General features: G+C 34.4%; 24 protein-coding genes and 9 tRNA genes. 21 read left to right on the top strand and 12 right to left on the bottom strand.

Annotated features, from left to right (window positions below; genetic code table 11):
* The first annotated feature begins 105 nt into the window (after positions 1–105).
* From MPR_RS14045 to MPR_RS14010, 8 genes are all read left to right on the top strand, one after another.
* Positions 106–178 (top strand) — tRNA-Lys (locus MPR_RS14045).
* Between the two features lie 36 nt (positions 179–214).
* Positions 215–287 (top strand) — tRNA-Lys (locus MPR_RS14040).
* A 48-nt stretch (positions 288–335) separates the two neighbouring features.
* A tRNA-Lys gene (locus MPR_RS14035) sits at positions 336–408 on the top strand.
* A gap of 39 nt (positions 409–447) precedes the next feature.
* Positions 448–520 (top strand) — tRNA-Lys (locus tag MPR_RS14030).
* Positions 521–553: 33 nt separating this feature from the next.
* Positions 554–627, top strand: a tRNA-Lys gene (locus MPR_RS14025).
* A gap of 33 nt (positions 628–660) precedes the next feature.
* Positions 661–734: transfer RNA gene (locus tag MPR_RS14020), tRNA-Lys, on the top strand.
* Positions 735–768: 34 nt separating this feature from the next.
* A tRNA-Lys gene (locus MPR_RS14015) sits at positions 769–841 on the top strand.
* A 91-nt stretch (positions 842–932) separates the two neighbouring features.
* A tRNA-Leu gene (locus MPR_RS14010) sits at positions 933–1014 on the top strand.
* Between the two features lie 72 nt (positions 1015–1086).
* On the opposite strand, the gene MPR_RS18780 is transcribed toward MPR_RS14010, so the two are convergent.
* Entirely contained in the window at positions 1087–1245 is a 159-nt protein-coding gene (locus MPR_RS18780) for a hypothetical protein (RefSeq protein WP_006258775.1), read from the bottom strand.
* 466 nt (positions 1246–1711) lie between these two features.
* Between MPR_RS18780 and MPR_RS14005 the strand changes: the two genes are divergently transcribed.
* Positions 1712–1784 (top strand) — tRNA-Lys (locus MPR_RS14005).
* Positions 1785–1835: 51 nt separating this feature from the next.
* Here MPR_RS14005 and MPR_RS14000 read toward each other — a convergent pair.
* Both MPR_RS14000 and MPR_RS13995 read right to left on the bottom strand, forming a co-directional pair.
* The gene (locus MPR_RS14000; RefSeq protein ID WP_006264369.1) at positions 1836–2354 is read right to left on the bottom strand and encodes a DUF4252 domain-containing protein; all 519 of its coding nucleotides are present in this window, start codon (positions 2352–2354) and stop codon (positions 1836–1838) included.
* A gap of 2 nt (positions 2355–2356) precedes the next feature.
* Positions 2357–2587, bottom strand: a complete 231-nt coding sequence (locus tag MPR_RS13995) for a hypothetical protein (protein ID WP_041893559.1) — start codon at positions 2585–2587, stop codon at positions 2357–2359.
* A 168-nt stretch (positions 2588–2755) separates the two neighbouring features.
* On the opposite strand from MPR_RS13995, the gene MPR_RS13990 reads away from it, so the two are divergent.
* From MPR_RS13990 to dnaB, 7 genes are all read left to right on the top strand, one after another.
* A complete protein-coding gene (locus MPR_RS13990; RefSeq protein ID WP_041893557.1) occupies positions 2756–3901 on the top strand; it encodes an ABC transporter substrate-binding protein in 1146 nt (381 codons plus the stop codon).
* A gap of 2 nt (positions 3902–3903) precedes the next feature.
* Positions 3904–4917, top strand: a complete 1014-nt coding sequence (locus MPR_RS13985) for an iron ABC transporter permease (protein WP_041893555.1) — start codon at positions 3904–3906, stop codon at positions 4915–4917.
* Positions 4918–5007: 90 nt separating this feature from the next.
* Positions 5008–6138 carry a tRNA guanosine(34) transglycosylase Tgt gene (gene tgt / locus MPR_RS13980; protein WP_041893553.1) on the top strand — a complete coding sequence of 377 codons (1131 nt, stop codon included), beginning with the start codon at positions 5008–5010 and terminating at the stop codon, positions 6136–6138.
* Between the two features lie 38 nt (positions 6139–6176).
* The gene (locus tag MPR_RS13975) at positions 6177–7250 is read left to right on the top strand and encodes an LptF/LptG family permease (protein WP_041893550.1); all 1074 of its coding nucleotides are present in this window, start codon (positions 6177–6179) and stop codon (positions 7248–7250) included.
* Positions 7237–8130, top strand: coding sequence for a DMT family transporter (locus MPR_RS13970; protein WP_041893548.1), 894 nt, complete (start codon positions 7237–7239; stop codon positions 8128–8130). Before MPR_RS13975 ends, MPR_RS13970 begins: the two co-directional genes overlap by 14 nt.
* A 63-nt stretch (positions 8131–8193) precedes the next feature.
* Positions 8194–9147 (top strand): acetyl-CoA carboxylase carboxyltransferase subunit alpha, encoded by a 954-nt coding sequence (locus tag MPR_RS13965; protein WP_006258766.1) that lies wholly within the window; start codon positions 8194–8196, stop codon positions 9145–9147.
* A 135-nt stretch (positions 9148–9282) separates the two neighbouring features.
* Positions 9283–10860 carry a replicative DNA helicase gene (gene dnaB / locus MPR_RS13960; RefSeq protein ID WP_041893545.1) on the top strand — a complete coding sequence of 526 codons (1578 nt, stop codon included), beginning with the start codon at positions 9283–9285 and terminating at the stop codon, positions 10858–10860.
* Between the two features lie 58 nt (positions 10861–10918).
* Here dnaB and MPR_RS13955 read toward each other — a convergent pair whose 3' ends face one another.
* The 7 genes from MPR_RS13955 to rsfS all read right to left on the bottom strand — a co-directional run bounded on the left by MPR_RS13955 (position 10919) and on the right by rsfS (position 16523).
* Positions 10919–11722 (bottom strand): superoxide dismutase, encoded by an 804-nt coding sequence (locus MPR_RS13955; RefSeq protein ID WP_041893543.1) that lies wholly within the window; start codon positions 11720–11722, stop codon positions 10919–10921.
* Complete coding sequence (locus tag MPR_RS13950; RefSeq protein WP_006258762.1) at positions 11709–11981, bottom strand: acyl-CoA-binding protein; 273 nt, start codon at positions 11979–11981, stop codon at positions 11709–11711. Before MPR_RS13950 ends, MPR_RS13955 begins: the two co-directional genes overlap by 14 nt.
* A 3-nt stretch (positions 11982–11984) precedes the next feature.
* On the bottom strand, positions 11985–12638 hold the full coding sequence (locus tag MPR_RS13945) for a phosphatidylserine decarboxylase family protein (protein ID WP_006258761.1): 654 nt from the start codon (positions 12636–12638) through the stop codon (positions 11985–11987).
* Positions 12639–12640: 2 nt separating this feature from the next.
* Positions 12641–13441: a phosphatidate cytidylyltransferase gene (locus MPR_RS13940; protein WP_041893540.1), complete on the bottom strand. Its 801-nt coding sequence runs from the start codon at positions 13439–13441 to the stop codon at positions 12641–12643.
* A 1-nt stretch (position 13442) separates the two neighbouring features.
* Complete coding sequence (locus tag MPR_RS13935; RefSeq protein WP_006258759.1) at positions 13443–14054, bottom strand: LUD domain-containing protein; 612 nt, start codon at positions 14052–14054, stop codon at positions 13443–13445.
* Between the two features lie 114 nt (positions 14055–14168).
* On the bottom strand, positions 14169–16133 hold the full coding sequence (ftsH, locus tag MPR_RS13930; protein ID WP_041893537.1) for an ATP-dependent zinc metalloprotease FtsH: 1965 nt from the start codon (positions 16131–16133) through the stop codon (positions 14169–14171).
* Positions 16134–16151: 18 nt separating this feature from the next.
* Positions 16152–16523: a ribosome silencing factor gene (rsfS, locus tag MPR_RS13925; protein ID WP_006258757.1), complete on the bottom strand. Its 372-nt coding sequence runs from the start codon at positions 16521–16523 to the stop codon at positions 16152–16154.
* A gap of 99 nt (positions 16524–16622) precedes the next feature.
* On the opposite strand from rsfS, the gene MPR_RS13920 reads away from it, so the two are divergent.
* Positions 16623–17354 (top strand): biotin--[acetyl-CoA-carboxylase] ligase, encoded by a 732-nt coding sequence (locus tag MPR_RS13920; protein ID WP_041893534.1) that lies wholly within the window; start codon positions 16623–16625, stop codon positions 17352–17354.
* A gap of 380 nt (positions 17355–17734) precedes the next feature.
* Here the strand turns inward: MPR_RS13920 and msrB are convergent, their stop codons facing one another.
* On the bottom strand, positions 17735–18211 hold the full coding sequence (gene msrB / locus MPR_RS13915) for a peptide-methionine (R)-S-oxide reductase MsrB (protein WP_041893531.1): 477 nt from the start codon (positions 18209–18211) through the stop codon (positions 17735–17737).
* Positions 18212–18215: 4 nt separating this feature from the next.
* Positions 18216–19082 carry an alpha/beta hydrolase gene (locus tag MPR_RS13910; RefSeq protein WP_041893528.1) on the bottom strand — a complete coding sequence of 289 codons (867 nt, stop codon included), beginning with the start codon at positions 19080–19082 and terminating at the stop codon, positions 18216–18218.
* Positions 19083–19197: 115 nt separating this feature from the next.
* On the opposite strand from MPR_RS13910, the gene MPR_RS13905 reads away from it, so the two are divergent.
* From MPR_RS13905 to lon, 4 genes are all read left to right on the top strand, one after another.
* Complete coding sequence (locus MPR_RS13905; RefSeq protein ID WP_041893524.1) at positions 19198–20013, top strand: M48 family metallopeptidase; 816 nt, start codon at positions 19198–19200, stop codon at positions 20011–20013.
* 51 nt (positions 20014–20064) lie between these two features.
* Positions 20065–21363 (top strand): MFS transporter, encoded by a 1299-nt coding sequence (locus MPR_RS13900; RefSeq protein ID WP_041893521.1) that lies wholly within the window; start codon positions 20065–20067, stop codon positions 21361–21363.
* Positions 21364–21450: 87 nt separating this feature from the next.
* Complete coding sequence (locus MPR_RS13895) at positions 21451–22422, top strand: hypothetical protein (protein ID WP_041893517.1); 972 nt, start codon at positions 21451–21453, stop codon at positions 22420–22422.
* A 201-nt stretch (positions 22423–22623) separates the two neighbouring features.
* Entirely contained in the window at positions 22624–25092 is a 2469-nt protein-coding gene (gene lon, locus MPR_RS13890) for an endopeptidase La (RefSeq protein ID WP_041893514.1), read from the top strand.
* Positions 25093–25106: the final 14 nt, after the last annotated feature.

Below are 25106 nucleotides of genomic sequence, written 5' to 3'. Positions count from 1 at the left end.
GTGTTAGGATGAATTGAAAAATAAAAGTCAAAAATAAAACAAATATGTGTCGGATTTCTAAAAAAAGCTTCTATATTTGCACCCGCAATCAGGAATTGAAATAACGACTCGATAGCTCAGTTGGTAGAGCACAACACTTTTAATGTTGGGGTCCTGGGTTCGAGCCCCAGTCGGGTCACTAAAAAGACTTAAAATTTCGATTTCAAAATTGCATGACTCGATAGCTCAGTTGGTAGAGCACAACACTTTTAATGTTGGGGTCCTGGGTTCGAGCCCCAGTCGGGTCACTAAGAAAATACATACATTATTATATCAATTTTTAGGAATTGGTATTTGACTCGATAGCTCAGTTGGTAGAGCACAACACTTTTAATGTTGGGGTCCTGGGTTCGAGCCCCAGTCGGGTCACAAAATAATACATACAGATATCAATTTTAGAAATAAATTGACTCGATAGCTCAGTTGGTAGAGCACAACACTTTTAATGTTGGGGTCCTGGGTTCGAGCCCCAGTCGGGTCACTAAAATAAAAAATCTATTTCAAAAACGATATCGGTCTCGATAGCTCAGTTGGTAGAGCACAACACTTTTAATGTGGGGGTCCTGGGTTCGAGCCCCAGTCGGGTCACTAAAATAAAAAATCTATTTCAAAAACGATATCGGTCTCGATAGCTCAGTTGGTAGAGCACAACACTTTTAATGTTGGGGTCCTGGGTTCGAGCCCCAGTCGGGTCACTAAAATAAAAAATCTATTTCAAAAACGATATCGGACTCGATAGCTCAGTTGGTAGAGCACAACACTTTTAATGTTGGGGTCCTGGGTTCGAGCCCCAGTCGGGTCACAAAAGCTATTCTAATAAGAGTAGCTTTTTTTGTTTCTGAATATTAATTTTCTTTACCTTTAGTAAGGTGTAAGTAATGGTATTCATTTAAGGCCATGTGGAGGAATTGGTAGACTCGCCATCTTGAGGGGGTGGTGTCGCAAGACGTATGGGTTCGAATCCCATCATGGTCACATATAAGATAAAAGCGCTGTAGAGGCCTTTAAAAGAAAAAGCTACTTAATTTGGTTAAGTAGCTTTTTTTTTTACTGTTGATTTGTCTCATCACTATTCTCGTCATTTTTCTTAGAAGGCCCCATTAGTAAAAATAAAGCCACAACTAGACCTACACAGACTAATCCAAAGATAATAATCATGAAGGTACCGTTGTTGAAGTTGTAAAGAGGTAGGTTTTGTAAAGTCATAATCTGTTTATTTTTGTTATTTTAACACTAAAGTATAGAATATTTTTAACATTTAAAATGATAATTGTCATCTTATTTATATGTGAGTTATTTGATGAGGTAGAAGTGAGGTTTTATCTAGAGTATGAAGGTTAACTGATTGTATATTAAAAGTGTATGTTCTTTTATTAAATGGGATATGATAAGTTAAATAAGATATTTATAGTCAAAAAACAGGAGAATGTTTAGAAGCTGTGTCTAATTGTATAGTTAGAAAGTCTATTTAGATTAATCATTATTCTTAAAAACAGTAGTAAAGTAGTCTGATAAAAAAGTTTGAAAATTTTTTTAAAGTGCTATTAATTCATTTTCTGTGTTTTACGTCTATCCCTTGATAAATCTAGGAAAAAAGGTTAGTTTGTAATTTGTGAGATATAAAAAAAGGACTACCTTTGCATAGCAATTGAGAAACAAACAGTTTGTCAATGACTCGATAGCTCAGTTGGTAGAGCACAACACTTTTAATGTTGGGGTCCTGGGTTCGAGCCCCAGTCGGGTCACAAAAAAAGCAGAGATTTTAATCTCTGCTTTTTTTATGCCTTATATTTTGATTACTTTATTTTGTTTAATGAATCTCCAATCGGTAAATTCATTTTAGATGTTAAAGACGATATCTCATTTAGTGAGAACTGTCCTGTCAAGATCATTACTATATTCTCTTTACTGTTTTCGTTGAAAAGAAGTAGGTTGCTTATGTTGTTAGCAGACCCATTTTGATTGATATATATCGTGATATTACCACCATTATCTTTATTGCTAGAGAACTCTTTTAAAGAAGCAGAAGAAACATGCTTAGATACTGCTGCTTTCATTTCTTCTTTTAAAGAAGCCGAAGCTGTATTAAATACTCTTAACGAAGTTAATTTTTTGATTAGATTTAAATATGCTTTTTCTTCTTGGCTTGTAGGTTCTACCTTTACATTGGCCATCATTTCGAACATCTTTTGATTTACAACTACAGCATTTACTTGTTTGTTCTTTTCGAATGCTTGAAATTCATCTTGAGCAAATGTATTGATAGTGCTCAAGGTAAATAAAAAGATAAATATTGCTTTTACTGTATTTTTCATGGTTACTTTGTTTTGTTAGTAGGGATCCCTTTATTCAGGTCATTAGAAAGTTGAATTAGTAATTTTTGACATTCTTTATAAGCCACTTCTGGATTATTAAAAGTTCCATACTCATTTTGTATTAAAGTAGGTTTCGTGTCACTTTTGGTTGGGAAGTATATAAAAGTCATAATAGCTCCTAATACTAGTGCTCCAAAAAAAAGTAAGTTTTTAATAGATGTCTTTTTCTTCATTTATATTGATCTATATGTACAAACATAATATAAATGTAAATAAGTTTTTGAATAATTCCTACGTAGTTTTCGAAAATCGTATTCGTCCAATCTATTACAGAGGTAGTCGATTTATATTTATAGTATTTAATAATGTTCTATTTTTGTATTTAAACCAATTAGATAATTATGAAAAACTGGAAGATTTATTCTTTATTCTTTTTAGTAACTACTGTATTTATATCTTGTAAGAAAGAGAGTAACACTGATACTAGTTCTGACGCTAAGGTAAATGCTATAGAGTATGCACAAGGATTTAGTATAGAAGCACATGAGCAATATTCTATTGTAAATGTAAAGCAAGCTTGGGTTGGAGCAGATAAAAGCTTTAAATATGTGTTATATAAGGGAGATAAACAGGATATACCTGATTCGTTAAAAGCACTTCCTAGTATAAAAGTACCCGTACAGTCTATCGTAGTTACTTCTACTACTCACCTTCCTTCATTAGTGGTGTTAGAAGAAGAAAAGTCATTGAAAGGTTTTCCAGGGTTAAATTATGTATCATCTCCTTCAATTAGAAAGTTAATAAATGATAATGAGATTAAAGAAGTTGGACAAAATGAACAATTAAATACTGAGTTGCTTTTAGATTTGAATCCTTCAGTTATTATAGCATTCGCTATGGACGGTTCTAATCAAGCTTTACAATTAATAGAAAAGAGTGGGATACCTATAGTGTATAATGGTGATTGGGTAGAACAGACACCTTTAGGTAAAGCGGAGTGGATAAAATTATTTGGAGCTTTATATGGTAAAGAAAAAGAAGCGAAGACCTTTTTTGATAAAATAGTTCAAGATTATAAGGATGCACAAGCTTTAGTAAAAGATGCTAAAAATAATCCGACTGTGATGAGTGGTGCTATGTATCAAGATGTATGGTATACCCCTCAAGGACAAAGCTGGATGGCTATATACTTTAAAGATGCTAAGTCAGATTATCTATGGAAAGAAACGGAAGGTACAGGGAGTTTATCTCTTTCGTTAGAGGTAGTGCTTGATAAAGCTATAGATGCATCTTTCTGGATTAACCCAGCTCAATATGAAACTCTTCAGCAATTAGTAGATGCTAACCCACACTATGCTAAGTTTAATGCTTTTAAGAATAAGAATGTATATTCATTCTCTCCAAGAAAAGGAGAGACAGGAGGAAGCTTATTCTATGAATTAGGGCCAACACGTCCTGATTTAGTATTAAAAGATTTGATCTATATTTTACACCCAGAGATATCTATACCTAATTACCAACCTGTTTTCTTTGAGCAATTAAAGTAATTATGAGTAAAAAAGTAGGAATCATAGGCTTGATCACAGTCTTATTACTTCTGTTTGTTCTCAATATATCGATGGGAAGTATACATATTCCATTTGGTAAAGTAGTAAGTGTATTACTAGGAGAAACAGAAGTAAAAGAGACTTGGCGTTATATTATACTTAACTATCGATTACCTAAAGCTATTGTCGCTGTTCTAGTAGGAGTAGCTCTTTCTATAAGTGGGTTGCTTATGCAGACGCTGTTTCGGAACCCTATGGCAGAAAGTTATGTGTTAGGAATAAGTTCTGGAGCGAGTTTAGGTGTTGCTATCCTAATATTAGGAGCATCTCTTTTACCAGTAACTATTGTTTCTATTTTTACTTCCACTTATGGTATAGCTATTGTATCTATCTTAGGGAGTTTAGGATTGCTTTTTTTAGTGTTATTAGTTTCTAATTCTGTCCGAAACACAGTTACTGTTCTTATTGTAGGATTGATGTTTGGTAGTTTTGCTAATGCGATAGTTGGTATATTGACCTATTTTAGTTCTGCAGAGCAGTTAAAGCGTTTTGCTTTTTGGTCATTGGGAAGTTTAGGTAATTTGAGTTGGGAAAGTATTACTCTTTTTGCTATTGTTGTTGGAATAGGAGTATTAGGAAGTATGTTACTTATTAGAGCTTTAGACGCAATGTTATTGGGTGATAATTACGCATCTTCTATGGGGATTAATGTTAAGAAGGCGCGTAATATGATTATTTTGGTCACTAGTCTTCTTGCAGGGATTTCGACTGCATTAGTAGGTCCTATTGCTTTTATTGGATTAGCAGTGCCTCATATAGCAAGGTTATTGTTGAAAGTGAGTAGTCATCGCTATTTGATTATTACTACAGCTTTATTAGGAGGAGTCTTAATGTTGATATGTGATATGCTTACCCAAATAAAAGGAGAACAATTCTTATTACCAATTAATGCTGTTACCTCTATATTCGGTGCTCCTATTGTAATATGGCTTATTTTAAGACGAAAAGTACAGTAAGAACTCGTTTAAGAGGATAATAGAAAAAAATATTAAAAATTAAAAGCATCCATAGTTTTGCTTTATCTTTGCGAGTTGTAAATAATAATTATGAAGTTCGATTTATTACATACAGACGTAAATTCTCGTGCACGTGCTGGGAAGATTACGCTTGATCACGGTGTTATTGAGACACCTATTTTTATGCCAGTTGGAACTGTAGCTTCTGTTAAAGGGGTTCACCAACGTGAATTATCAGAAGAGATTAATCCTGATATTATTTTAGGTAATACTTATCACCTTTATTTAAGACCTAAAATGGAGATCCTTAAGCAGGCAGGAGGGTTACATAAGTTTATGAACTGGGATCGTAATATCTTAACAGATAGTGGGGGATTCCAAGTATATTCATTGTCATCTAATAGAAAGATTAAGGAAGAAGGAGTGAAGTTTAAGTCTCATATTGATGGTTCTTATCACTTCTTTTCACCAGAGAGCGTAATGGAGATTCAACGTACTATCGGAGCGGATATCATTATGGCTTTTGACGAATGTACTCCTTACCCATGTGACTATAGATACGCTAAGAGATCTATGCATCGTACGCATAGATGGTTAGATAGATGTGTAGACCATCTAGCTAAGGTGCCTGAGATGTATGGATATTCTCAAACGTTATTCCCAATTGTACAAGGAAGTACTTTTAAGGATTTGCGTGAACAATCAGCTGAATATATTGCTAATATCGGAGCAGAAGGTAATGCTATTGGTGGATTATCAGTAGGTGAGCCAGCAGAAGAAATGTATGCAATGACAGAGCTAGTAACAAATATTCTGCCACAAGACAAACCTCGTTATTTAATGGGAGTAGGTACTCCAATTAATATCTTAGAGAATATTGCTTTAGGAGTAGATATGTTTGACTGTGTAATGCCTACACGTAATGCTCGTAATGGTATGTTATTCACAGCTCATGGATCTATGAATATGAAGAATAAGAAATGGGAAGATGATTTCTCTCCTATCGATGAGAATGGATATACATGGGTAGATACAGCTTATTCAAAAGCTTATTTACGTCACTTGTTTGCAGCTAATGAGTCATTAGGTAAACAAATCGCAACGATACACAACTTAGGATTCTATTTATGGTTAGTACGTGAAGCTCGTCGTCAGATTTTAGCAGGTACTTTTACAGAGTGGAAAAATAAGATGGTGAAACAAATGGATAACCGTTTATAATTTAATCAAAATATAAAGAAGCATCAAATAGTAATTATATGAAAATATTAGATTGGTATATACTCAAAAGATACTTAGTAACGTTCTTTGTGTTATTATTGCTTTTTGTGCCTATAGGAATCATAATTGATGTTTCTGAAAAAATAAACAAGATATTAGCAAATAAGGTTCCTTTGCCAGCAGTATTAATGTACTACCTGGACTTTACAATCTATTTTGCTAATATGTTGTTTCCTATATTGTTATTTATTTCCATTATCTGGTTTACTTCTAAGCTAGCTAATAATACAGAAATTGTAGCAATACTTAGTTCGGGAATTTCCTTTACTCGTTTTTTACGTCCATATATTATTGGGGCTACTTTCATTTCTATATTTGCTTTAGTAATGTCTGTTTTTATTGTGCCTAAAGCTAGTCAAGGGTATAATGATTTCCGTTATAAGTATATGAAAAGTGCTGAGGTAAGGGAGAGTCAGAATGTGTATAGACAGATTAGCCCAACAGAGTTTATTTATGTAAGTAACTTCAACTACAATAGTAAAACAGGTTATAACTTTTCATTAGAAGTATTTGATGGAAATAAAATGACTTCAAAAACGACAGCTAATCGTATAGTTTGGAATCCTGAAACCGAAACGTATACTTTATTTGGTTATTTCAAAAGAGAAATAAGTGAAACTGAAGATATATTCGAAAGAGCTGAAGAAAAAGAAATGAAGCTTGACTTCGATATAGATGATCTTACCCCTGTGGTGTATGCTGCAGAAACGATGCAATTAGGTCCTCTAAAGCGTTTTATAGAAAAAGAACAAATGAGAGGTTCTTCTAATATCAATGTCTATTTAGTAGTATTATATAAGAAATATAGCGTGCCTGTATCGGCGTTTATTTTAACCATTATTGCTGTATCTGTTTCTTCAATGAAACGAAGAGGAGGGATGGGAATGAACTTAGCCATAGGGATTGCTTTAGCATTTATCTATGTCTTCTTTGATAAGATATTTGGTACATTGGCAGAAGCGTCTAGTATACCACCTTTAGTGGCGGTATGGCTACCTAATGTTGTTTTTGGTATTTTAGCAATATTCTTACTTCGAAATGCTCGCAGATAATATAAAGAGTCAGATATATCTCCATTTAATTGTTTTTATATGGGGATTTACAGCTATTCTAGGACAATTAATCTCTCTAGAGGCTTTACCATTAGTGTGGTATAGGATTTTAATAGCAGTAATTACATTATTAGTATTTTATGCTTTTACAAAGCAATCTATAAAGGCGCCCAAACATCGTATTATACAGTTTTTAGGAGCAGGTGTAGTTATTGCCTTACATTGGCTAACTTTCTTTTTAGCCATAAAGGTGTCTAATATTTCGATCACACTAGCTTGCTTATCTACAGGAGCCTTTTTTGCCTCCATTTTAGAACCATTAATTTTAAAGAGGAAAGTGGTGAGCTATGAAGTCTTCTTCGGCTTTATAGTAATATGTGCTTTGACTTTAATCTTTAGTGTAAGTGGAGATTATATAGAAGGTATACTCTTAGGATTAATTGCAGCCTGTTTGTCAGCTTTGTTTTCTATTATTAATAGTAAACTAATCGTGCATACTGCTGCTCCAGTTATTACATTTTACGAAATGTTAGGAGGGCTTATAGTCCTTTCCTTAGTATTATTGATTACAGGAGGTTTCACTATAGAATTTTTTGAGGTTAGTCTAAATGATTGGATGTGGCTTTTACTTTTAGGTACAGTATGTACTGCATTCGCTTTTTTAGGTTCTGTGTATATTATGCGCTATTTAACGCCTTTTACAGTGATGCTGACTATTAATCTAGAGCCAGTGTATGGTATTTTATTAGCTGTGGCCATCTTTAAAGACAGTGAGAAAATGACCTTGGAGTTTTATATAGGAGCCCTGTTAATTTTGAGTACAGTGGTACTAAATGGTATTGTTAAAAATAGAAAAAAGAGAAAACTTAGCACGAGATAGCTTATCTATCCGAGTATTGTTTTATCTTTGTCATTCGTAATTGAAACTAAAACTTAATCATAAATGGAATATTTAGATTTTGAACTTCCAATTAAAGAGCTTGAAGAACAGCTGAATAAATGTGCTTTGATCGGTGAAGAATCTGATGTTGATGTATCAGCAACTTGTAAGCAAATTGAGAAGAAATTAGAAGAAACTAAGAAGAATATATACAAAAACTTGACTGCTTGGCAGAGAGTTCAATTGTCTAGACACCCTAATAGACCTTATACATTAGATTATATCAAGGCTTTATGTGGAGATACTTTTCTAGAGCTTTTTGGTGATAGAAATGTAAAAGACGACAAAGCAATGGTGGGTGGTCTTGGTAAAATCGGTGATCAAAGTTTTATGTTCGTTGGTCAACAAAAAGGTTATAATACTAAGACTAGACAGTATAGAAACTTCGGGATGGCTAATCCTGAGGGATATAGAAAGGCTTTGCGTTTAATGCAAATGGCAGAGAAGTTTAATATTCCTATTGTTACTTTAATTGACACTCCAGGTGCTTATCCAGGTTTAGAAGCAGAAGAAAGAGGACAAGGTGAAGCTATTGCTCGTAATATCTATGAAATGTTCCGTATTAAAGTGCCTATCATCTGTATTATTGTAGGTGAAGGAGCTTCGGGAGGTGCTTTAGGTATTGGTGTAGGTGATAAAGTAACGATGTTAGAGAATACATGGTATTCTGTGATTTCGCCAGAGTCATGTTCTTCTATCTTATGGAGAAGTTGGGAGTATAAAGAAAGAGCTGCAGATGCTCTAAAATTAACTTCTTATGATATGAAGAAAAACAAATTAGTAGATGATATCATTCCAGAACCACTTGGAGGAGCACATACTAATAGAGAAGAAACTTTCGCTACTGTTAAGAAATATATCGTAGATACATATAGTAGCTTAGCTAAGTTATCAACAGATAAGTTAATAGAAAAACGCATGGAGAAATATTTCGAAATGGGTGAGTATAAAGACTAGTTCTGAAAATATAGAAATACTAAAATCCGAGATCTCATCTCGGATTTTTTTTTCCCTACTTATTAGTTATCTTATTAACAAGGTAATTGTATAAATTAGGATTGAGTTATCATGAAAAAGGATTAATTTCGCATTATGGAACAAGCAAAAGAATTTAGACCAAAGCAATCTTTTTCTAGAGAAGTTGTGTCTTTAGAGAAAGGAAAACTGCCACCACAGGCTATTGATTTAGAAGAGGCTGTGTTGGGAGCTATGATGATTGATAAGAAAGGTATTGATGAGGTTATAGATATATTACAACCAGATGCTTTCTATAAAGATGCTCATAAACATATATTTGAAGCAATCGATCAATTATTCGTAAGTAATCAACCTATAGATTTATTAACTGTATCTACGCAATTGCGTAAGAATGGTAAATTAGATCAAGTAGGAGGTGATTACTATTTGGTTAGTCTTACACAAAAGATTACTTCTTCTGCACATATTGAATTCCATTCACGTATTATTTTACAGAAATTCATTCAACGTAGTTTGATTCGTATTTCGAATGAAATAATTGAAGATGCTTATGATGAGACAAGTGATGTATTTGACTTATTAGATAAAGCTGAATCTAGATTATATGAGGTAACTCAAGGAAATATTAAGAAAAGTTCTGAAACAGCTCAGTCTTTAGTTGCACAGGCGAAGAAGAGAATTGAGGAAATCAGTACTAAAGAAGGTTTGAGTGGATTAGCTACTGGATTCCATAAGTTAGATGAACTTACTTCAGGATGGCAACCAAGTGACTTGATTATTATAGCAGCTCGTCCTGGTATGGGTAAGACAGCTTTTGTATTATCTATGGCTAGAAATATTGCTATTGAGACTGGTGCAGGTGTTGCAGTTTTCTCATTAGAGATGTCTTCTGTGCAGTTGATTACACGTCTTATTTCTTCTGAGACAGGATTGTCTTCAGAGAAGTTGCGTACGGGTAAATTAGAAACACACGAGTGGGAACAACTAAACGTAAAGGTAAAAGACTTAGAGCGTGCTCCGTTGTATATAGATGATACTCCATCTTTATCTATTTTTGACTTAAGAGCTAAAGCTCGTCGTTTGGCTTCTCAGCACGGTATTAAGTTAATCATCATTGATTATTTGCAGTTAATGACAGCTGGTGGAAACTCTAAAGGAGGAGGAAACCGTGAGCAAGAGATTTCGACTATCTCAAGAACGCTTAAGGCATTGGCAAAAGAATTAGATGTTCCTGTTATTGCCTTATCACAGTTATCTCGTGCAGTAGAAACGCGTGGTGCTTCAAAAAGGCCTTTATTATCCGATTTAAGGGAGTCTGGGGCGATTGAGCAGGATGCAGATATCGTATCGTTTATTTATCGACCAGAGTACTATAAGATTGAAGAATGGGATGATGAAGAGAGAAGTCCTACTGCAGGACAAGCAGAATTTATCGTTGCTAAACACAGAAATGGTGGATTAGATAATATTCGTCTTAAATTCTTAGGACAGTTCGGTAAGTTTGATAATTTAGATGATGATATGATTGGATTTGGTAATACATTCTCATCTGCGATGAATGATCAAGGAGGAGGTGACTATAAACAGAATTTTGTAGGAAACTTACCTTCAGGTGATTCTATCTTTGGTTCTCCACCTAGTCAAGGAGGATACCAAGGAGGATATCAGAATGATGATGATGTTCCTTTCTAACTATATATACAAAAAACGCCTACTTTATAAAGTAGGCGTTTTTTGTATATATGATATCTTATTGTTGAACTTGTGTGACAGGGGGTGTTGTAATAACTTTAGGTCTATAAAGTTTATTCGCATAATCCCAATTTAAATGCTTAAAACACATTTCTAGATAAGCAGTGATATCTTCTTCGTAAGTTGGGTAATAAGCATGTTCCCATAAGTCTATACCTAGAAGAGGACTTCCTTTAGCTACCTCAGGCATCATAGGAGAGTCATTATTCGCTGTTGTAATGACTTGTAGTGTTCCATTTACCTGTACTAACCATAACCAACCTGAACCAATTAAAGCATTTCCTTGTGCTATAAACTCTTTCTTAAACTCAGCCATAGAACCAAAGGATTCTGTTATAGCATTTTTAAGGCTTTCATTAGGAGTTTTTTCTTCTAATGGAGAAATAGAACGCCAGTAGATATTATGATTGTAATATGCTCCTGAGAAGTTCTTTAGTTTAGGGTAATTATTATCAATTTTAGCCACTAAGCCAGATATACTATCTCTTTCAAATGGAGTACCATGTACAGAGGTGTTTAATTTATTAGTATAGCTTAGATGGTATTTGTCGTAATGTATATAAACGCTTTCAGGTTTTAATATATCAACATAATCACCAAAACCATGACCAATACCTTGCATTTCGAATGGTCCTTGTTTTGTTTTTATCGTATTAGGATCCGGAAAGTTAGAATTTTTAGTGATAAAAGATTCCCTTTCTGGTATCTGTACTTCTGTTAGTTCTTCCTTGTTATTACAAGAAGTAAGTAGAACGAAGTTCAGAGTGATTACAGTGATTAATGTTACCTTAAGCTTTTTCATTATCTAATATTTCTTTCGCTAACTTAATGTATTCTAATTTAGCTTCTTCTATTGTTAAATGACTTACTTGTGTCCAAGCATTAAATTTAAAAGCGCGTTTAAGATCACTAGACATATCTTCGAAATCTTGGTGGCTTAATCCATTTGTAGCTTGTTTGTAAAAAGCATAGATGCGCAACATTACATCAGGAGGAAGGTTCTTAGCCTCTCTTGAAATTCGCTCGTATGCTTCTGTAAAATCTAAATCTAAATTGCTCATTATTTATTTGTGCGCAATAACAGTTTTATTACCAATTGCTTTTTGATTTAATACCACATCAACTTTTGTGCCTAATGGTAAATATAAGTCTACTCTTGAACCGAATTTAATAAATCCAGCGTCAGTACCTTGTACTACTTGCATACCTGGTTTAGCATAGTTAACGATACGTTTAGCTAGTGCTCCAGCGATTTGTCTGTACATTACTTCTCCGAAAACAGGGTTCTCTACTACTACAGTAGTACGCTCGTTCTCTTCACTAGCTTTTGGATGCCAAGCTACTAGGTATTTACCAGCGTGGTATTGGCTGTATTTGATAAGTCCGCTTAAAGCATAACGTGTTACGTGTACATTGATAGGGGACATGAATACAGATACCATTAATCTTTTTTCTTTAAAGTATTCTGGTTCGTAAACTTCTTCTATAACAACAACTTTACCATCTACAGGAGCTAAGATTTTATTATCATCCGCTGTAACAGTTCTGTCAGGGTTTCTAAAGAATTGTAATATTAGAATTAAAAAGATTAGTACTATTGATTGCAGGACTACTCTTAGCCATGGAATACTAGCACATAGTACATCAGCTAAAACTACTAATACAGCAGCTATTACTAATGAAAAGAAAATGATTTTAGTTCCTTCTTTGTGAAACATAGTTATAAAATTTGATATATTAAATACAAAAATGGTGCTACAAATATAACACTGTCTAGTCGATCTAAGATCCCACCATGACCAGGCATGATAGAACCGCTGTCTTTTACGCCAGCCTCCCTTTTGAAATGAGATTCTACTAAATCTCCGATCGTTCCAAAAATGCTGACAAAAATAGCACTACTTATCCAAATTACAATATTAAAAAAGTCGAAATATTGACTTAAGATAGTTCCTGCGATAATTGTAAACAACATTCCACCTAGAAAACCTTCTATTGTTTTCTTAGGTGATATTCTTTCGAATAACTTATTTTTACCAAATTTCTTTCCAGTGATATAAGCAAAAGTATCGTTAGTCCAGATCATTATTAAAATACCAATAATGATTTGAGGAACATATACAGGCTGATTACCATCATTAACAAACGGTAAGTACTGAAGTGTAACAAATGATGATATTACATAACCTAAGAATATAATCATTTTGATAGGAAATGATCGATTAGGTTTTTTTGTAGTAAATAATTCAGCTAATAGTGCAAGTAGAACTACAGCTGCGAATATAGCTATCGCATTAATAGGTAATATATCTCTATACCACGCAAGACACGCAGAGGCCATAAGAGAGATAATCATAGCTAATGATTTTGGTAGCTTGATTAGTTTTGCAAATTCGTATGATGCAATGAACATAAATGCTCCGAAAAGAATTTCAAAGCTAGTAGGTGAGTACAACGTTGCTCCAATCAAAAGCGCAATGTATACAACGCCTGATATTGCTCGAGTAACTGTTTCTGACATATTATAGATCTTCTAAAAGTAATAAATACAAATTCTTGGGAGTTCTACCATAGCTTAAAAAATCGCTTTCATTGGTAGATTGTTTAAAGCAATTAAATGTTGTAATGTTACTAGGTAGTGCACTACCATATTTTCTTTTGATTTCTCTTAAGCCATCACTTTTTGTTCTAGTCATTTGACTAGTCTTAGCTAGGACTACAATATTATCTGGTAAATCGTGTGCTTTATTATTCTTGATTTGTTTATCACAAAATAGAATAGAACCGTCTTCGGCTATTAAGTTTTCGCACCCAGAGAAAAAGAAAGTTGGGTTCTTTACTTCGCCATATTTTATATTGTTCTCTTGTAGCATAGAGTACAGAGGACTTTCATACGTTTGTGCTTCAGTTTCAAACCAATCATTCTCTACGAGAATATTGATAAAAGATTCATTTAGTTCATCTAGCGTTTCACAGTACAAAAACTTGCCACCATTCTCTTTAAAGTTTAAAGTAAAAAGTTCATCCACAGGAAGTTTTTCTTCAGGTAAGTATTGACTTTTATGCACAGCAGGGCTTTCCTCTACTGGGTCAGAAGGTTGAAATACTTTTAATAACTTCTTGAAAAAACTCATATTAAAATAAACTCCGATGAAATAAATTGATTAAGTATTCAAAGATAAAAAAAATCTTAACTTAAAGTTGCCTTTAGGTTAAGATTTTTAATGTTTATAGAGGTTGAGTCTCTATTATTCTATGTTATCTTCAGTTTTTGTTTCAGTAGTTATATTAAGTTCTACTGCTCCTTCTTTATCAAAGGGTCTAGGACCGAAGATGTTCTCTAAATCTTGTTTGAAGATTACTTCTTTTTCACAAAGTAAATCTGCTAGTTGTACTAGTTTTTCTCTGTTCTCAGATAAGATAGAAATAGCTCTCTCGTATTGACCTTCTATTAGAGCAGAAATCTCTTGGTCTATTACACGAGCAGTTTCTTCTGAGTATGGTTTAGCGAAACTGTATTCACTTTGTCCAGACGAATCATAATAAGTAATATTACCTAGTTTTTCGTTCAGGCCGTAAATAGTAACCATAGCCTTAGCTTGTTTAGTTACTTTCTCTAGATCACTTAATGCACCTGTAGATATCTTGTCGAAGATGATCTTTTCAGCAGCACGTCCACCCATAGTAGCACACATTTCGTCTAACATTTGTTCTGTTCTTACGATTTGTCTTTCTGTAGGTAGGTACCATGCAGCTCCTAAACTTTGTCCTCTAGGAACGATAGTTACTTTCACTAGTGGAGAAGCGTGCTCACACATCCAGCTTACTGTAGCGTGACCTGCCTCATGTATAGCGATAGCATATTTCTCTTCAGGAGAGATGATTTTGTTTTTCTTCTCTAGACCACCGATGATTCTATCCACAGCGTCTAAGAAGTCTTGCATATCCACCTCTTTTTTATCTTTACGAGCAGCTGTTAATGCAGCCTCGTTACATACGTTAGCAATATCAGCACCAGAGAAACCAGGTGTTTGCTTAGATAAGAAGTCGATATCTAGGTTATCTACTTTCTTGATGTTGCGTAAGTGTACTTTAAAGATAGCCTCACGTTCTTTAACGTCTGGTAAGTCTACATAAATCTGTCTGTCAAAACGTCCAGCTCTTAGTAATGCTTTATCTAATATCTCAGCACGGTTAGTAGCGGCTAATACAATTACGTTAGTATTAGAACCAAAACCATCCATCTCTGTTAATAATTGGTTTAATGTATTTTCTCTTTCATCATTAGAACCAGAGAAGTTGCTCTTACCACGAGCACGTCCTACAGCATCAATTTCATCAATAAAGATAATTGCTGGAGATTTCTCTTTAGCTTGTTTAAATAAGTCTCTTACACGAGAAGCTCCTACTCCTACGAACATCTCTACGAAATCAGATCCCGAAAGAGAGAAGAATGGAACTTGCGCTTCACCAGCAACAGCTTTAGCTAATAAAGTCTTACCTGTACCTGGAGGCCCTACTAATAGTGCTCCTTTAGGTATCTTACCTCCGATAGAAGTATATTTTTCAGGGTTCTTTAAGAATTCAACGATTTCAACGATTTCTTCTTTCGCACCCTCTAATCCAGCTACATCTTTAAAGCTAACTTTAATGTCGTTTTTCTCGTCAAATAATTTTGCTTTAGATTTTCCGATAGAGAAGATTTGACCTCCACCACCAGCTCCTCCGCCACCAGTCATTCTTCTCATCATGAATAACCAGAATCCGATGATGATGATGATAGGTAGGAAGCTAATAAGGATATCTCCCCAGTTACTTTCAGGTTCAGATTTATATTCTTTAATCTTTCCTTCAGTAGCTGCTTTGTCTAATTTTTCTTGGAACATCTTTGCGTCTCCAATGTCAGTTAAGAATTGAGGTCCTGCATTTTCTCTTCCAAGTATATTATTTTTGTTTAAATCTTCAAACTCTTTGCTTTTTTGAGCTTCTGGTGTTAGATACACTTTAGCAACAGAACGGCTAAAGTCAATTCTTTCAACATATCCTTTCTCTACATATTCATATAGCTTAGAAAGTCCCAACTGTCTTGAGTTCCCAAAGCTGCTTCCATTAGTAAGGAAATTTATCACCAAGATAATCACCAAGATACTACCATATAATACCCATGGATTAAATCTTGATTTATTTTGGTTAGGTTTCATATTTTCCGACATGAAATTTTGGTTTAGTGGTTAATACTGGCTGTCAATAGTAGTGATTTTAGCGTCTCCCCATAAGCTTTCGATGTTGTAGAATTCACGGATGTGTTTTTGAAACACGTGTACAACAACGTTTACATAATCCATTAAAATCCATTCTGCATTATCTTCACCTTCTACGTGCCAAGGTTTATCACGTAATTCTTTAGAGACTAATTTTTGTACAGAACCTGAAATGGCATTAACTTGAGTGTTAGAGTTACCATCAGCTATGATAAAGTAATCGCAAGGAGTGTTGTCTATTTCTCTTAGATCGATTATTGTAATGTTTTCACCTTTAACTGATTCTATCCCTTTTACAATGTTTGCAATCAATTCGTCGTTATTAATATTTTTGTCTGCCATTTATTTTTTGTCTTATTTTATTCTAGTTTAAATGTAATGTTTGCTAATTTTGGATTCAAATATAATGAAATCGATCAGATTAGTCTATAATTATTTTACATGAATATTATCAAACTCGATGCCATAGGGTCAACGAATACTTATTTGAAGGAAATATTAACGCATTCCAATCTAGAAAATTTTACTGTTGTAGCTACTGAAAATCAATTTCAGGGTAAGGGACAGAGAGGTAGTGTATGGAAGGGAGAAGTGGGTAGTAGCTTAGCGTTTAGTGTGTTAGTGAAGGATCTGTTAGAGACTCCAGAGCATGTTTTTGATCTAAATATTCTTGTGGCATTAAGCGTTTATTCAGGGATTAAAAAGTTATATAATCTGCCATTTAGCATAAAGTGGCCAAACGACATATTGTCATATAATAAGAAGATTGGTGGCATTTTGATTGAAAATATTATCAAAGCTTCAGGAGAAACTCTGTCAGTAGTAGGTATAGGTATAAATGCTAACCAAGAAAACTTCGACCAACTGCCTCAAGCGACCTCTTTATTCAAATTATGTGGTGAAAAAGTGGATAAAGATGAAGTGATGCACGCTATATTGGCTTCACTGAAAGAATACTGTCAGAAGTATGTCACTTTAGGAAGCTCATTTATATGGGAAGAATATCATCGTAATTTATATCGTATTAATATTCCTAGTGTTTTTGAACTACCTAGTGGTGTTCGCTTTATGGGGATTATACAAGGGGTGACTAAGAATGGGTTATTAAGTGTGAAAAAGGAAGATGATAGTGTAGAGCTATTTGAAATCAAACAAGTAAAGTTATTGTACTAATAACTAAGGAGTAGATTGGACGACCGCTTATTGTCAGTATTGGCAGAAAGTATATTGTCACGCTCTATATGGCTATAAAGTAGTGAGGTCTAGCTAAACTATATGCATAGATAATATCGCTGTATTAGCTGTTTGTATAGTACTTTATGCCTCTTACCTCTATATCTTGTCTTAAGCTTATATGAGATATGTATTTAGTGATAGTACGGTGAGTAGGTGATGACTCCGTTATATTATACATTTTAACGGAGTGAGTACGGACTCATAACGGACTCACTACGGACTCATTCGCTACTAGATAGGTAATATGAGTGAAGTGAAATAGGAAGTATACAAACAAAAAAAGAGAATAATTAAATCATTATTCTCTTTATCTATAGTTATTCTTGTTTTTTGAATTTTAATGAGATGGAGTTCATACAGTATCTCATACCTGTAGTCTCAGCAGGTCCGTCTGGGAAGATATGTCCTAGATGTCCATTACAGTTAGAACATGTTACTTCAACTCTCTTCATTCCATGTGATAGATCTTCTATATAGTTAACAGCACCTTCTATCGCTTTATCAAATGAAGGCCAACCACAATGTGCATCAAATTTAGTATCGGAGTTAAATAATAACTGCCCACACCCTGCACAGTGATACGTTCCTTGCTCATTAAAGTCGTTGTATTCTCCAGTGAATGGACGTTCTGTCCCTTTCTCTCTTAGTACATAGTACTCAGCAGGAGTTAGGGTTTGTTGCCATTCTTGTTCTGTTGTTGTTTTATCTTTTTTCATCTTTGGTATCTTTTGATAGTTTACATCTTTACAGGCTAATATACTTAGAATGATACAACTGAATACAACTGTTTTCATTAATCTATTGTTCTATGAAAGCTTTGATGCGTTCTATTATTTTTTTATCTCCTAAGATCTTGCGGTGACCAAGACCTGATGTGATCATAATCTCTGCATTCTTACTATGTTTTTTAATTGCATAGGCAGCTCTTACATTTACGTCTAGATCATCTTCATCGTGCATAATTAGCAGAGGTATATCGATCTGTTCTGCTGCTAAGTGTACAGTGTAGCTCTCCATAGTTTGGTTAAACTGAGTTTCGAATCGTTCTTGAATCTTTTTAGAGATAATAGGTTTTAGCTCTATTTGTTTGACGAAGTCATCTACTACATCTTTCACTACGTCTCCACTTCCTAGTATAACAGCTTTTTTTGCCTTAAGACCATCTCTTAGGGCATTCATGGTAGTCATCCCACCTAGTGAGTGACCAATAACAAGCTCAAATGGACCGAACTGTTTCTCTACTTCGAATGCAGAAGCGATAAACTCAGTCATATTTGTTTTTGTTTTAGGAGACTTACCATGACCTGGAGCATCGAAGCTTACGATGTCATAGCCTGCTCTCATTAGCATATTGGCAATAGTTACTAGTTGTGTACCTCTACCGTTCCATCCATGTATAAGAAGTGCCTTTTTATCAGCAGCTTTATTCGTTCCATATTGATATACTACGATATCTTTGCGCAGTGCAGGGACAGTTATTTTAGTCACTACACTTTTGTCTAGCATCTCTCTCTCTCTCTTAGGTGGTTTAAATTTAAGAGGAGTGACAAATAAGTTTTGAGCATATCTAGTCGCTAGATTCTTTGAAAATAATTGTAATGTTTTTCCTATTACTATTATGCTTTTTGGTATTTCAAGCGATTGTTTTGGTTTTTGACTTTGCATTATAATAATGTTCTAAGCAGGTAAAATTACAAAATAAAAGAATCTAAAAGAATTATTATAAAAGTAAAAGTTTTTGAATTATGCGAATTCCTATTAATTTTGAAAATAAAAAATAATGAAAAAAATCGTATTCTCTATCGGAACTGTTTTGTTGTTAACTGCTTGTGCAACAAATCCTTTTACAGGGAAAAAAACTATGGCGTTTACTTCTAATGCAGAGTTGTTTCCAATGTCTTTTTCACAATATGATACTTTTTTAAAAGAGCATAAAGTGATAAAGGGGACAAAAGATGCACAACGTGTAGCTGATGTGGGTGTGAAAATTAAGAAAGCAGCAGAAGTTTGGTTGACAGCTAATGGGTATGGAAGTTATCTTAATGATTATAAATGGGAGTATAACTTAGTAGATGATAAGGAAGTGAATGCGTGGTGTATGCCAGGAGGTAAGATTGTGTTCTACACAGGTATTTTGCCATACTGTCAGACAGATGCTGGGATAGCTGTAGTGATGGGGCATGAGGTAGCTCACGCGTTAGCTAATCATGGACAACAACGCATGAGTGCAGGTATGCTACAACAGGCGGGAGCTGTGGCAATAGATGCAGCTACTGCTAAGTCTAGTGCGACGACTAAACAGTTAAGTGCAGGGCTGTATGGGTATGGTAGTAATGTAGCAGGTATGTTACCGTTCAGTAGATCACATGAGACAGAAGCTGACAAAATAGGATTGACATTAATGGCTATCGCTGGGTATAATCCAGAAGAAGCTGTTAGTTTCTGGAGTAGAATGGCTGCTAGAGATGGTAGTGGGGGAGGAAGCTCATGGATGAGTACTCACCCTAGTAATGAAGAGCGTATTGCTAATTTGAAGAAATTAATTCCTGAAGCGAAAGCTGAAGCAGCAAAATTTGGTGTATCTTTCGGAAGATAAAAATAGAGTAAGCTACCTTTTGGTAGCTTATTTTTTTAAATAGAATAGACTATGAAAAGTTTTGTAAAAGGGGATAAAAAACTTTTAAATGCATGGGCATTTTATGATTGGGCCAACTCAGTATATGCCTTAGTTATTTCGTCATCTATCTTTCCGTTGTATTATGGATCTCTATTTAGAGAGTTGAATATTGATAGTTTTGATTTTTGGGGAACCTCTATTAAGAGTGAATCAATTATCAGTTATATCACTGCGATAGGATTCTTAATAGTCTGTATACTATCACCTATATTATCAGGAATAGCTGATTATTTAGGAAATAAGAAGTTCTTTATGAAACTGTTCTGTGGAATAGGGTCTGTATCGTGTATGCTTCTTTATTTCTTTAGTCTAGATTATATGTTGTTGAGCTTATTGATCTATATGTTTGGGTTAATAGGTTTTTGGGGAAGTTTAGTTTTTTATAATTCATACCTTCCTGATATCGCACTTACAGAGCAGCAGGATAGAATAAGTGCAAAGGGATATGCACTAGGATATATCGGAAGTGTTATACTACTACTGTTAAACTTATTGTTAGTGATGAAGTATGACACCTTTGGTTTTACCACTGCTATGACGGCTATGCGCTTCTCGTTTATACTTGTAGGTCTGTGGTGGATAGGGTTTAGCTTATATACATTTAAGTATTTGCCAGACTTTAAAAATGAGAAAAAAATTACTCGATCTCTATTTTTTAAAGGCTTTAGAGAGTTAAAGAAGGTATGGGGAGAGTTGAGAGAATATGTTGCTCTAAAGAGATATTTAGTAGCTTTCTTTGTCTACAGTATGGCAGTGCAGACAGTGATGGTTATCGCAGCTTATTTTGGAGAAAAAGAAATCGCATGGGAAAACGATACTCAACGTACAACAGGCTTAATATTAAGTATACTGATGATACAGTTGGTAGCTGTACTAGGAGCTTATTTGACATCTCTATTGTCAAAAAAAATTGGCAATATTTATACGTTATGTGTCTTAAATGCGTTATGGATTATAATATGTCTATATGCATATACTATAATCACGCCTAATGAGTTCTATGTGGCAGCTAGTTTTGTAGGATTAGTAATGGGAGGGATACAATCATTATCTCGATCTACATATTCTAAACTATTGCCAGAGACTACGGATACGACTTCCTTCTTTAGCTTTTATGATGTGACAGAGAAGCTAGGTATTGTGCTAGGGATGTCTATGTATGGATTAGTAAGTGATATCACTGGTAAGATGCAGAATGCTATATTGTTTTTAATCCTGTTTTTTGCTGTAGGTTTTGTTCTGTTATTAAGAATACCTAATAAAAAGTAGAATTAGTATTAAAAAAGAAATAAGATTGTATTTTTGTTATTGAAATATTTTTAAAAATTGATTACTTTACGAATAGTAAGTTATAATATGAAAAAGACATTTAGAATATTAGCAATTAGTTTATTTTCTATCACCGCTATGACTGTAGCTTCATGTGATAATGAATCGTATGATACTATCATAGAAGGAGAGCAGGGAGTAGGTAAACCGATTATGACTATTCATAATCAAGGAGAGACTATCCTGATGCGTGAAGGTATAGTGGCTGAGTTAGATAAAAACGGACGCTTAGAAATAAAAGTGAAGTTAGCAGGAAGTGAGAATTTTGAAAATGATGAGTTGATACTTAGAACTTTGAAGTTTCAGTCTGGTAACTTCCCTACTAATGTGAATGAGAGTAATTACTATTCATGGGAGAATAAGCTTCTGTATACAACGAAGGATACGCTACGCCCTAATATCGTGACAGGGATTATGTCTATCGGTAATATTAATAGAAAAGCGAGAGTGGTATCAGGTGATTTTGACATTAAGCGTATGATGCCTAGTATTCAAGATAACCCAAACTTAAAGCCATTTCCGATAAGTGGAAGCTTTGTAGATATTCCTTTTGTTAGAAAAGAAGCGACGTACTTAGAAGCTTTTGCAGATAATGAACCTTTTACTAATCCTGAGGAATCTGTAGAAGTAAAGGGAGGAAGAGCGTATGTATCTAGTATAGATGGAGTAGAGAAGACACAGAAGATAGTGCTAGATTTCCCTTATAATGGAGATATCGTAGTCTCGAATGATCCTAAAGATTTTAAGAAACTAGGATGGTTTAATGTAGAGTATACTTCTCCTTATGGAGTTAAGTACACTTCTCAGGATGTAGCAGAGAACGAAGGTTTCTTGCGTTTTGATTATGCAGAGAAAGATAAAAAAGACCCTAATAAGTTTCTACTAAAGGGTAGATTTGAGGCAACTCTAGTAGGAGTGGAAGAGGAACATAAAGATAAAAAGGTAAAAATTACTTATGGAGATTTTTCTGTAATAATCATTTCTTCGCCAAGTAAATAATATTTTGTATTTTAACATAAAAGACAAAAAATCCTTGCCATAATAGTAAGGATTTTTTTGTGGCATAAAGATTGGAATATTATATAAGTAGAACAATTAAAAATTAATGTTTTTGTTGGTAATCAGTTGGTTATGGGTGTGGTTGTAGTTTGGCTATGTCGAGAAAAAATTGTTAACTGACAAAATGACGTAAAAATACATATGGCAAATCAAAAATTAATAACATTTGACAACTTGTCGTTGCAAGATTTAGGAGATGGAGATTCAGAGTTTATTCCAATTTTTTCGAGTGAAGATGAAGAAGAAATGAATAAAGAAGAGTTACCTACTTCACTTCCGATATTACCATTGAGAAATATGGTATTATTCCCAGGTGTAGTGATTCCTATTACAGCAGGTAGAGATAAGTCTATTGAATTATTAAATAGAGCAAATAAAGGAGATAAAACGATAGGTGTAGTAGCACAGATAGACGAAGGAACTGATGATCCTGGTATCAATGAGATATATCATACAGGAACAGTGGCTCGTATCATCAAGCTATTAAAGTTGCCTGACGGAAATATCACAGTTATCTTACAAGGTAAAAAACGCTTTGAGATTACGGAACTGACACAAGAAGAACCTTATATGAAGGCGAATGTGGTAGCTCGTGAAGAGAAACGCCCAAACAAGAAGAATAAAGAGTTCTCAGCTATTGTAGATTCTATTAAAGAGACTGCTTTAGAGATTATCAAGGAGAACCCAAATATTCCTTCAGATGCAGCATTTGCTATTGAGAATATTTCTAGTGAATCTTTCTTGATTAACTTCGTGTCTTCTAATATGAGTATGGATATTGCTGATAAGCAACGATTACTAAATATAGATGATCTAAACGCTAGAGGCTTAGAAGCTCTAAAGATGATGACTTTAGAGTTACAAAAACTTCAGTTGCGCAATGATATTCAAACGAAAGTTAGAGTTGATCTAGATCAACAACAAAAAGAGTATTTCTTACATCAACAAATGAAAACAATCCAAGAAGAATTGGGTGGTTTCTCAAATGAAGAGGAGTTTGAAGAAATGCGTAAGAAAGCTGCTAATAAAAAGTGGTCTAAGGAAGTACAAGAGCGCTTCGATAAGGAGTTGATGAAGTTCCAAAGAATGAACCCTCAAGTGGCTGAGTTTGGTATTCAACGAAACTATTTAGAGTTGTTCTTAGAGTTACCTTGGAATCATTATTCTAAGGATGTCTTTAACTTAAAGAATGCTCAGAAGCAGTTAGATAAAGATCATTATGGAATAGAAGAGGTGAAGAAGCGTGTCTTAGAGCACATGGCTGTTCTGAAGCTAAGAAATGATCTTAAGTCTCCTATTCTGTGTCTATATGGACCTCCAGGAGTAGGTAAGACTTCTATCGGTAGATCTATAGCTGATGCATTAGGTCGTGAGTATGTGCGTATTTCTCTAGGAGGGTTACGCGATGAGGCAGAGATCAGAGGACATAGAAAGACATATATAGGGGCTATGCCTGGACGTATTATTCAGAGTCTAAAGAAAGCAAAGACATCTAATCCGGTGTTTTTATTAGATGAGATAGATAAGTTATCTTCTAGTCATAATGGTGATCCTTCTTCTGCATTGTTAGAAGTATTAGATCCAGAACAAAATCACGAGTTCTATGATAACTTCTTAGAGATGGGATATGACTTGTCTAAGGTGATGTTTATCGCTACATCTAATAGCTTAAGTACTATACAACCTGCATTAAGAGACCGTATGGAGATTATCGAGATGACAGGGTATACGATAGAAGAAAAAGTAGAGATAGGTAAACAACATTTGTTAGAAAAACAATTAAAGGCACATGGAGTAACTTCTAAAGATGTAGTGATTGGTAAAAAACAGATGGAGTTTATTATCACAAATTATACAAGAGAGTCTGGAGTACGTGGCTTAGATAAGCAACTAGCACATATCGCTAGAGGTGTAGCTAAGAATATCGTGATGGAAGAGGAGTATAATGTGAAGATGACAGAAGAGGATATCAAAAAGATCTTAGGTACACCACGTTTTGAAAATGATAAGTATGAGAATAATGATGTGGCTGGTGTAGTAACAGGATTAGCGTGGACTAGTGTAGGAGGTGATATTCTATATATAGAGTCGATTATCTCTAAAGGTAAAGGTGAGCTATCTATCACGGGTAACTTAGGGACAGTGATGAAAGAGTCTGCTACTATCGCATTAGAGTATATTAAGGCTCATGCAGAAGAGTTGGGCATAGCTCAAGAAGTATTCGATAACTATAAGATACATATCCACGTACCAGAAGGAGCAACGCCTAAAGATGGGCCTAGTGCAGGTATTACGATGTTGACCTCTATGGTATCGTCATTTACTCAACGCAAGGTGAAAAAGAACTTAGCGATGACAGGTGAGATTACTTTAAGAGGTAAGGTGCTTCCTGTAGGAGGTATTAAAGAGAAGATTCTTGCCGCTAAGCGTGCTAATGTGAAAGAGATCATCTTGTGTAAAGACAATAGAAAAGATATCGATGATATTAAAGAAGAGTATCTTAAAGGATTGACTTTCCATTATGTAGATAAAATGGAAGAAGTCTTAGAGATCGCTATTACAAATCAAAAAGTTAAGAATGCTAAGAAGCTAGAAATAGCTAAAAAGTAAAACTTATTAGATAG

This window comes from Myroides profundi, assembly GCF_000833025.1.
In the GTDB taxonomy this organism is placed as follows: Bacteria; Bacteroidota; Bacteroidia; order Flavobacteriales; family Flavobacteriaceae; genus Flavobacterium; species Flavobacterium profundi_A.
This window is presented reverse-complemented; position numbering and strand designations above follow the sequence as displayed.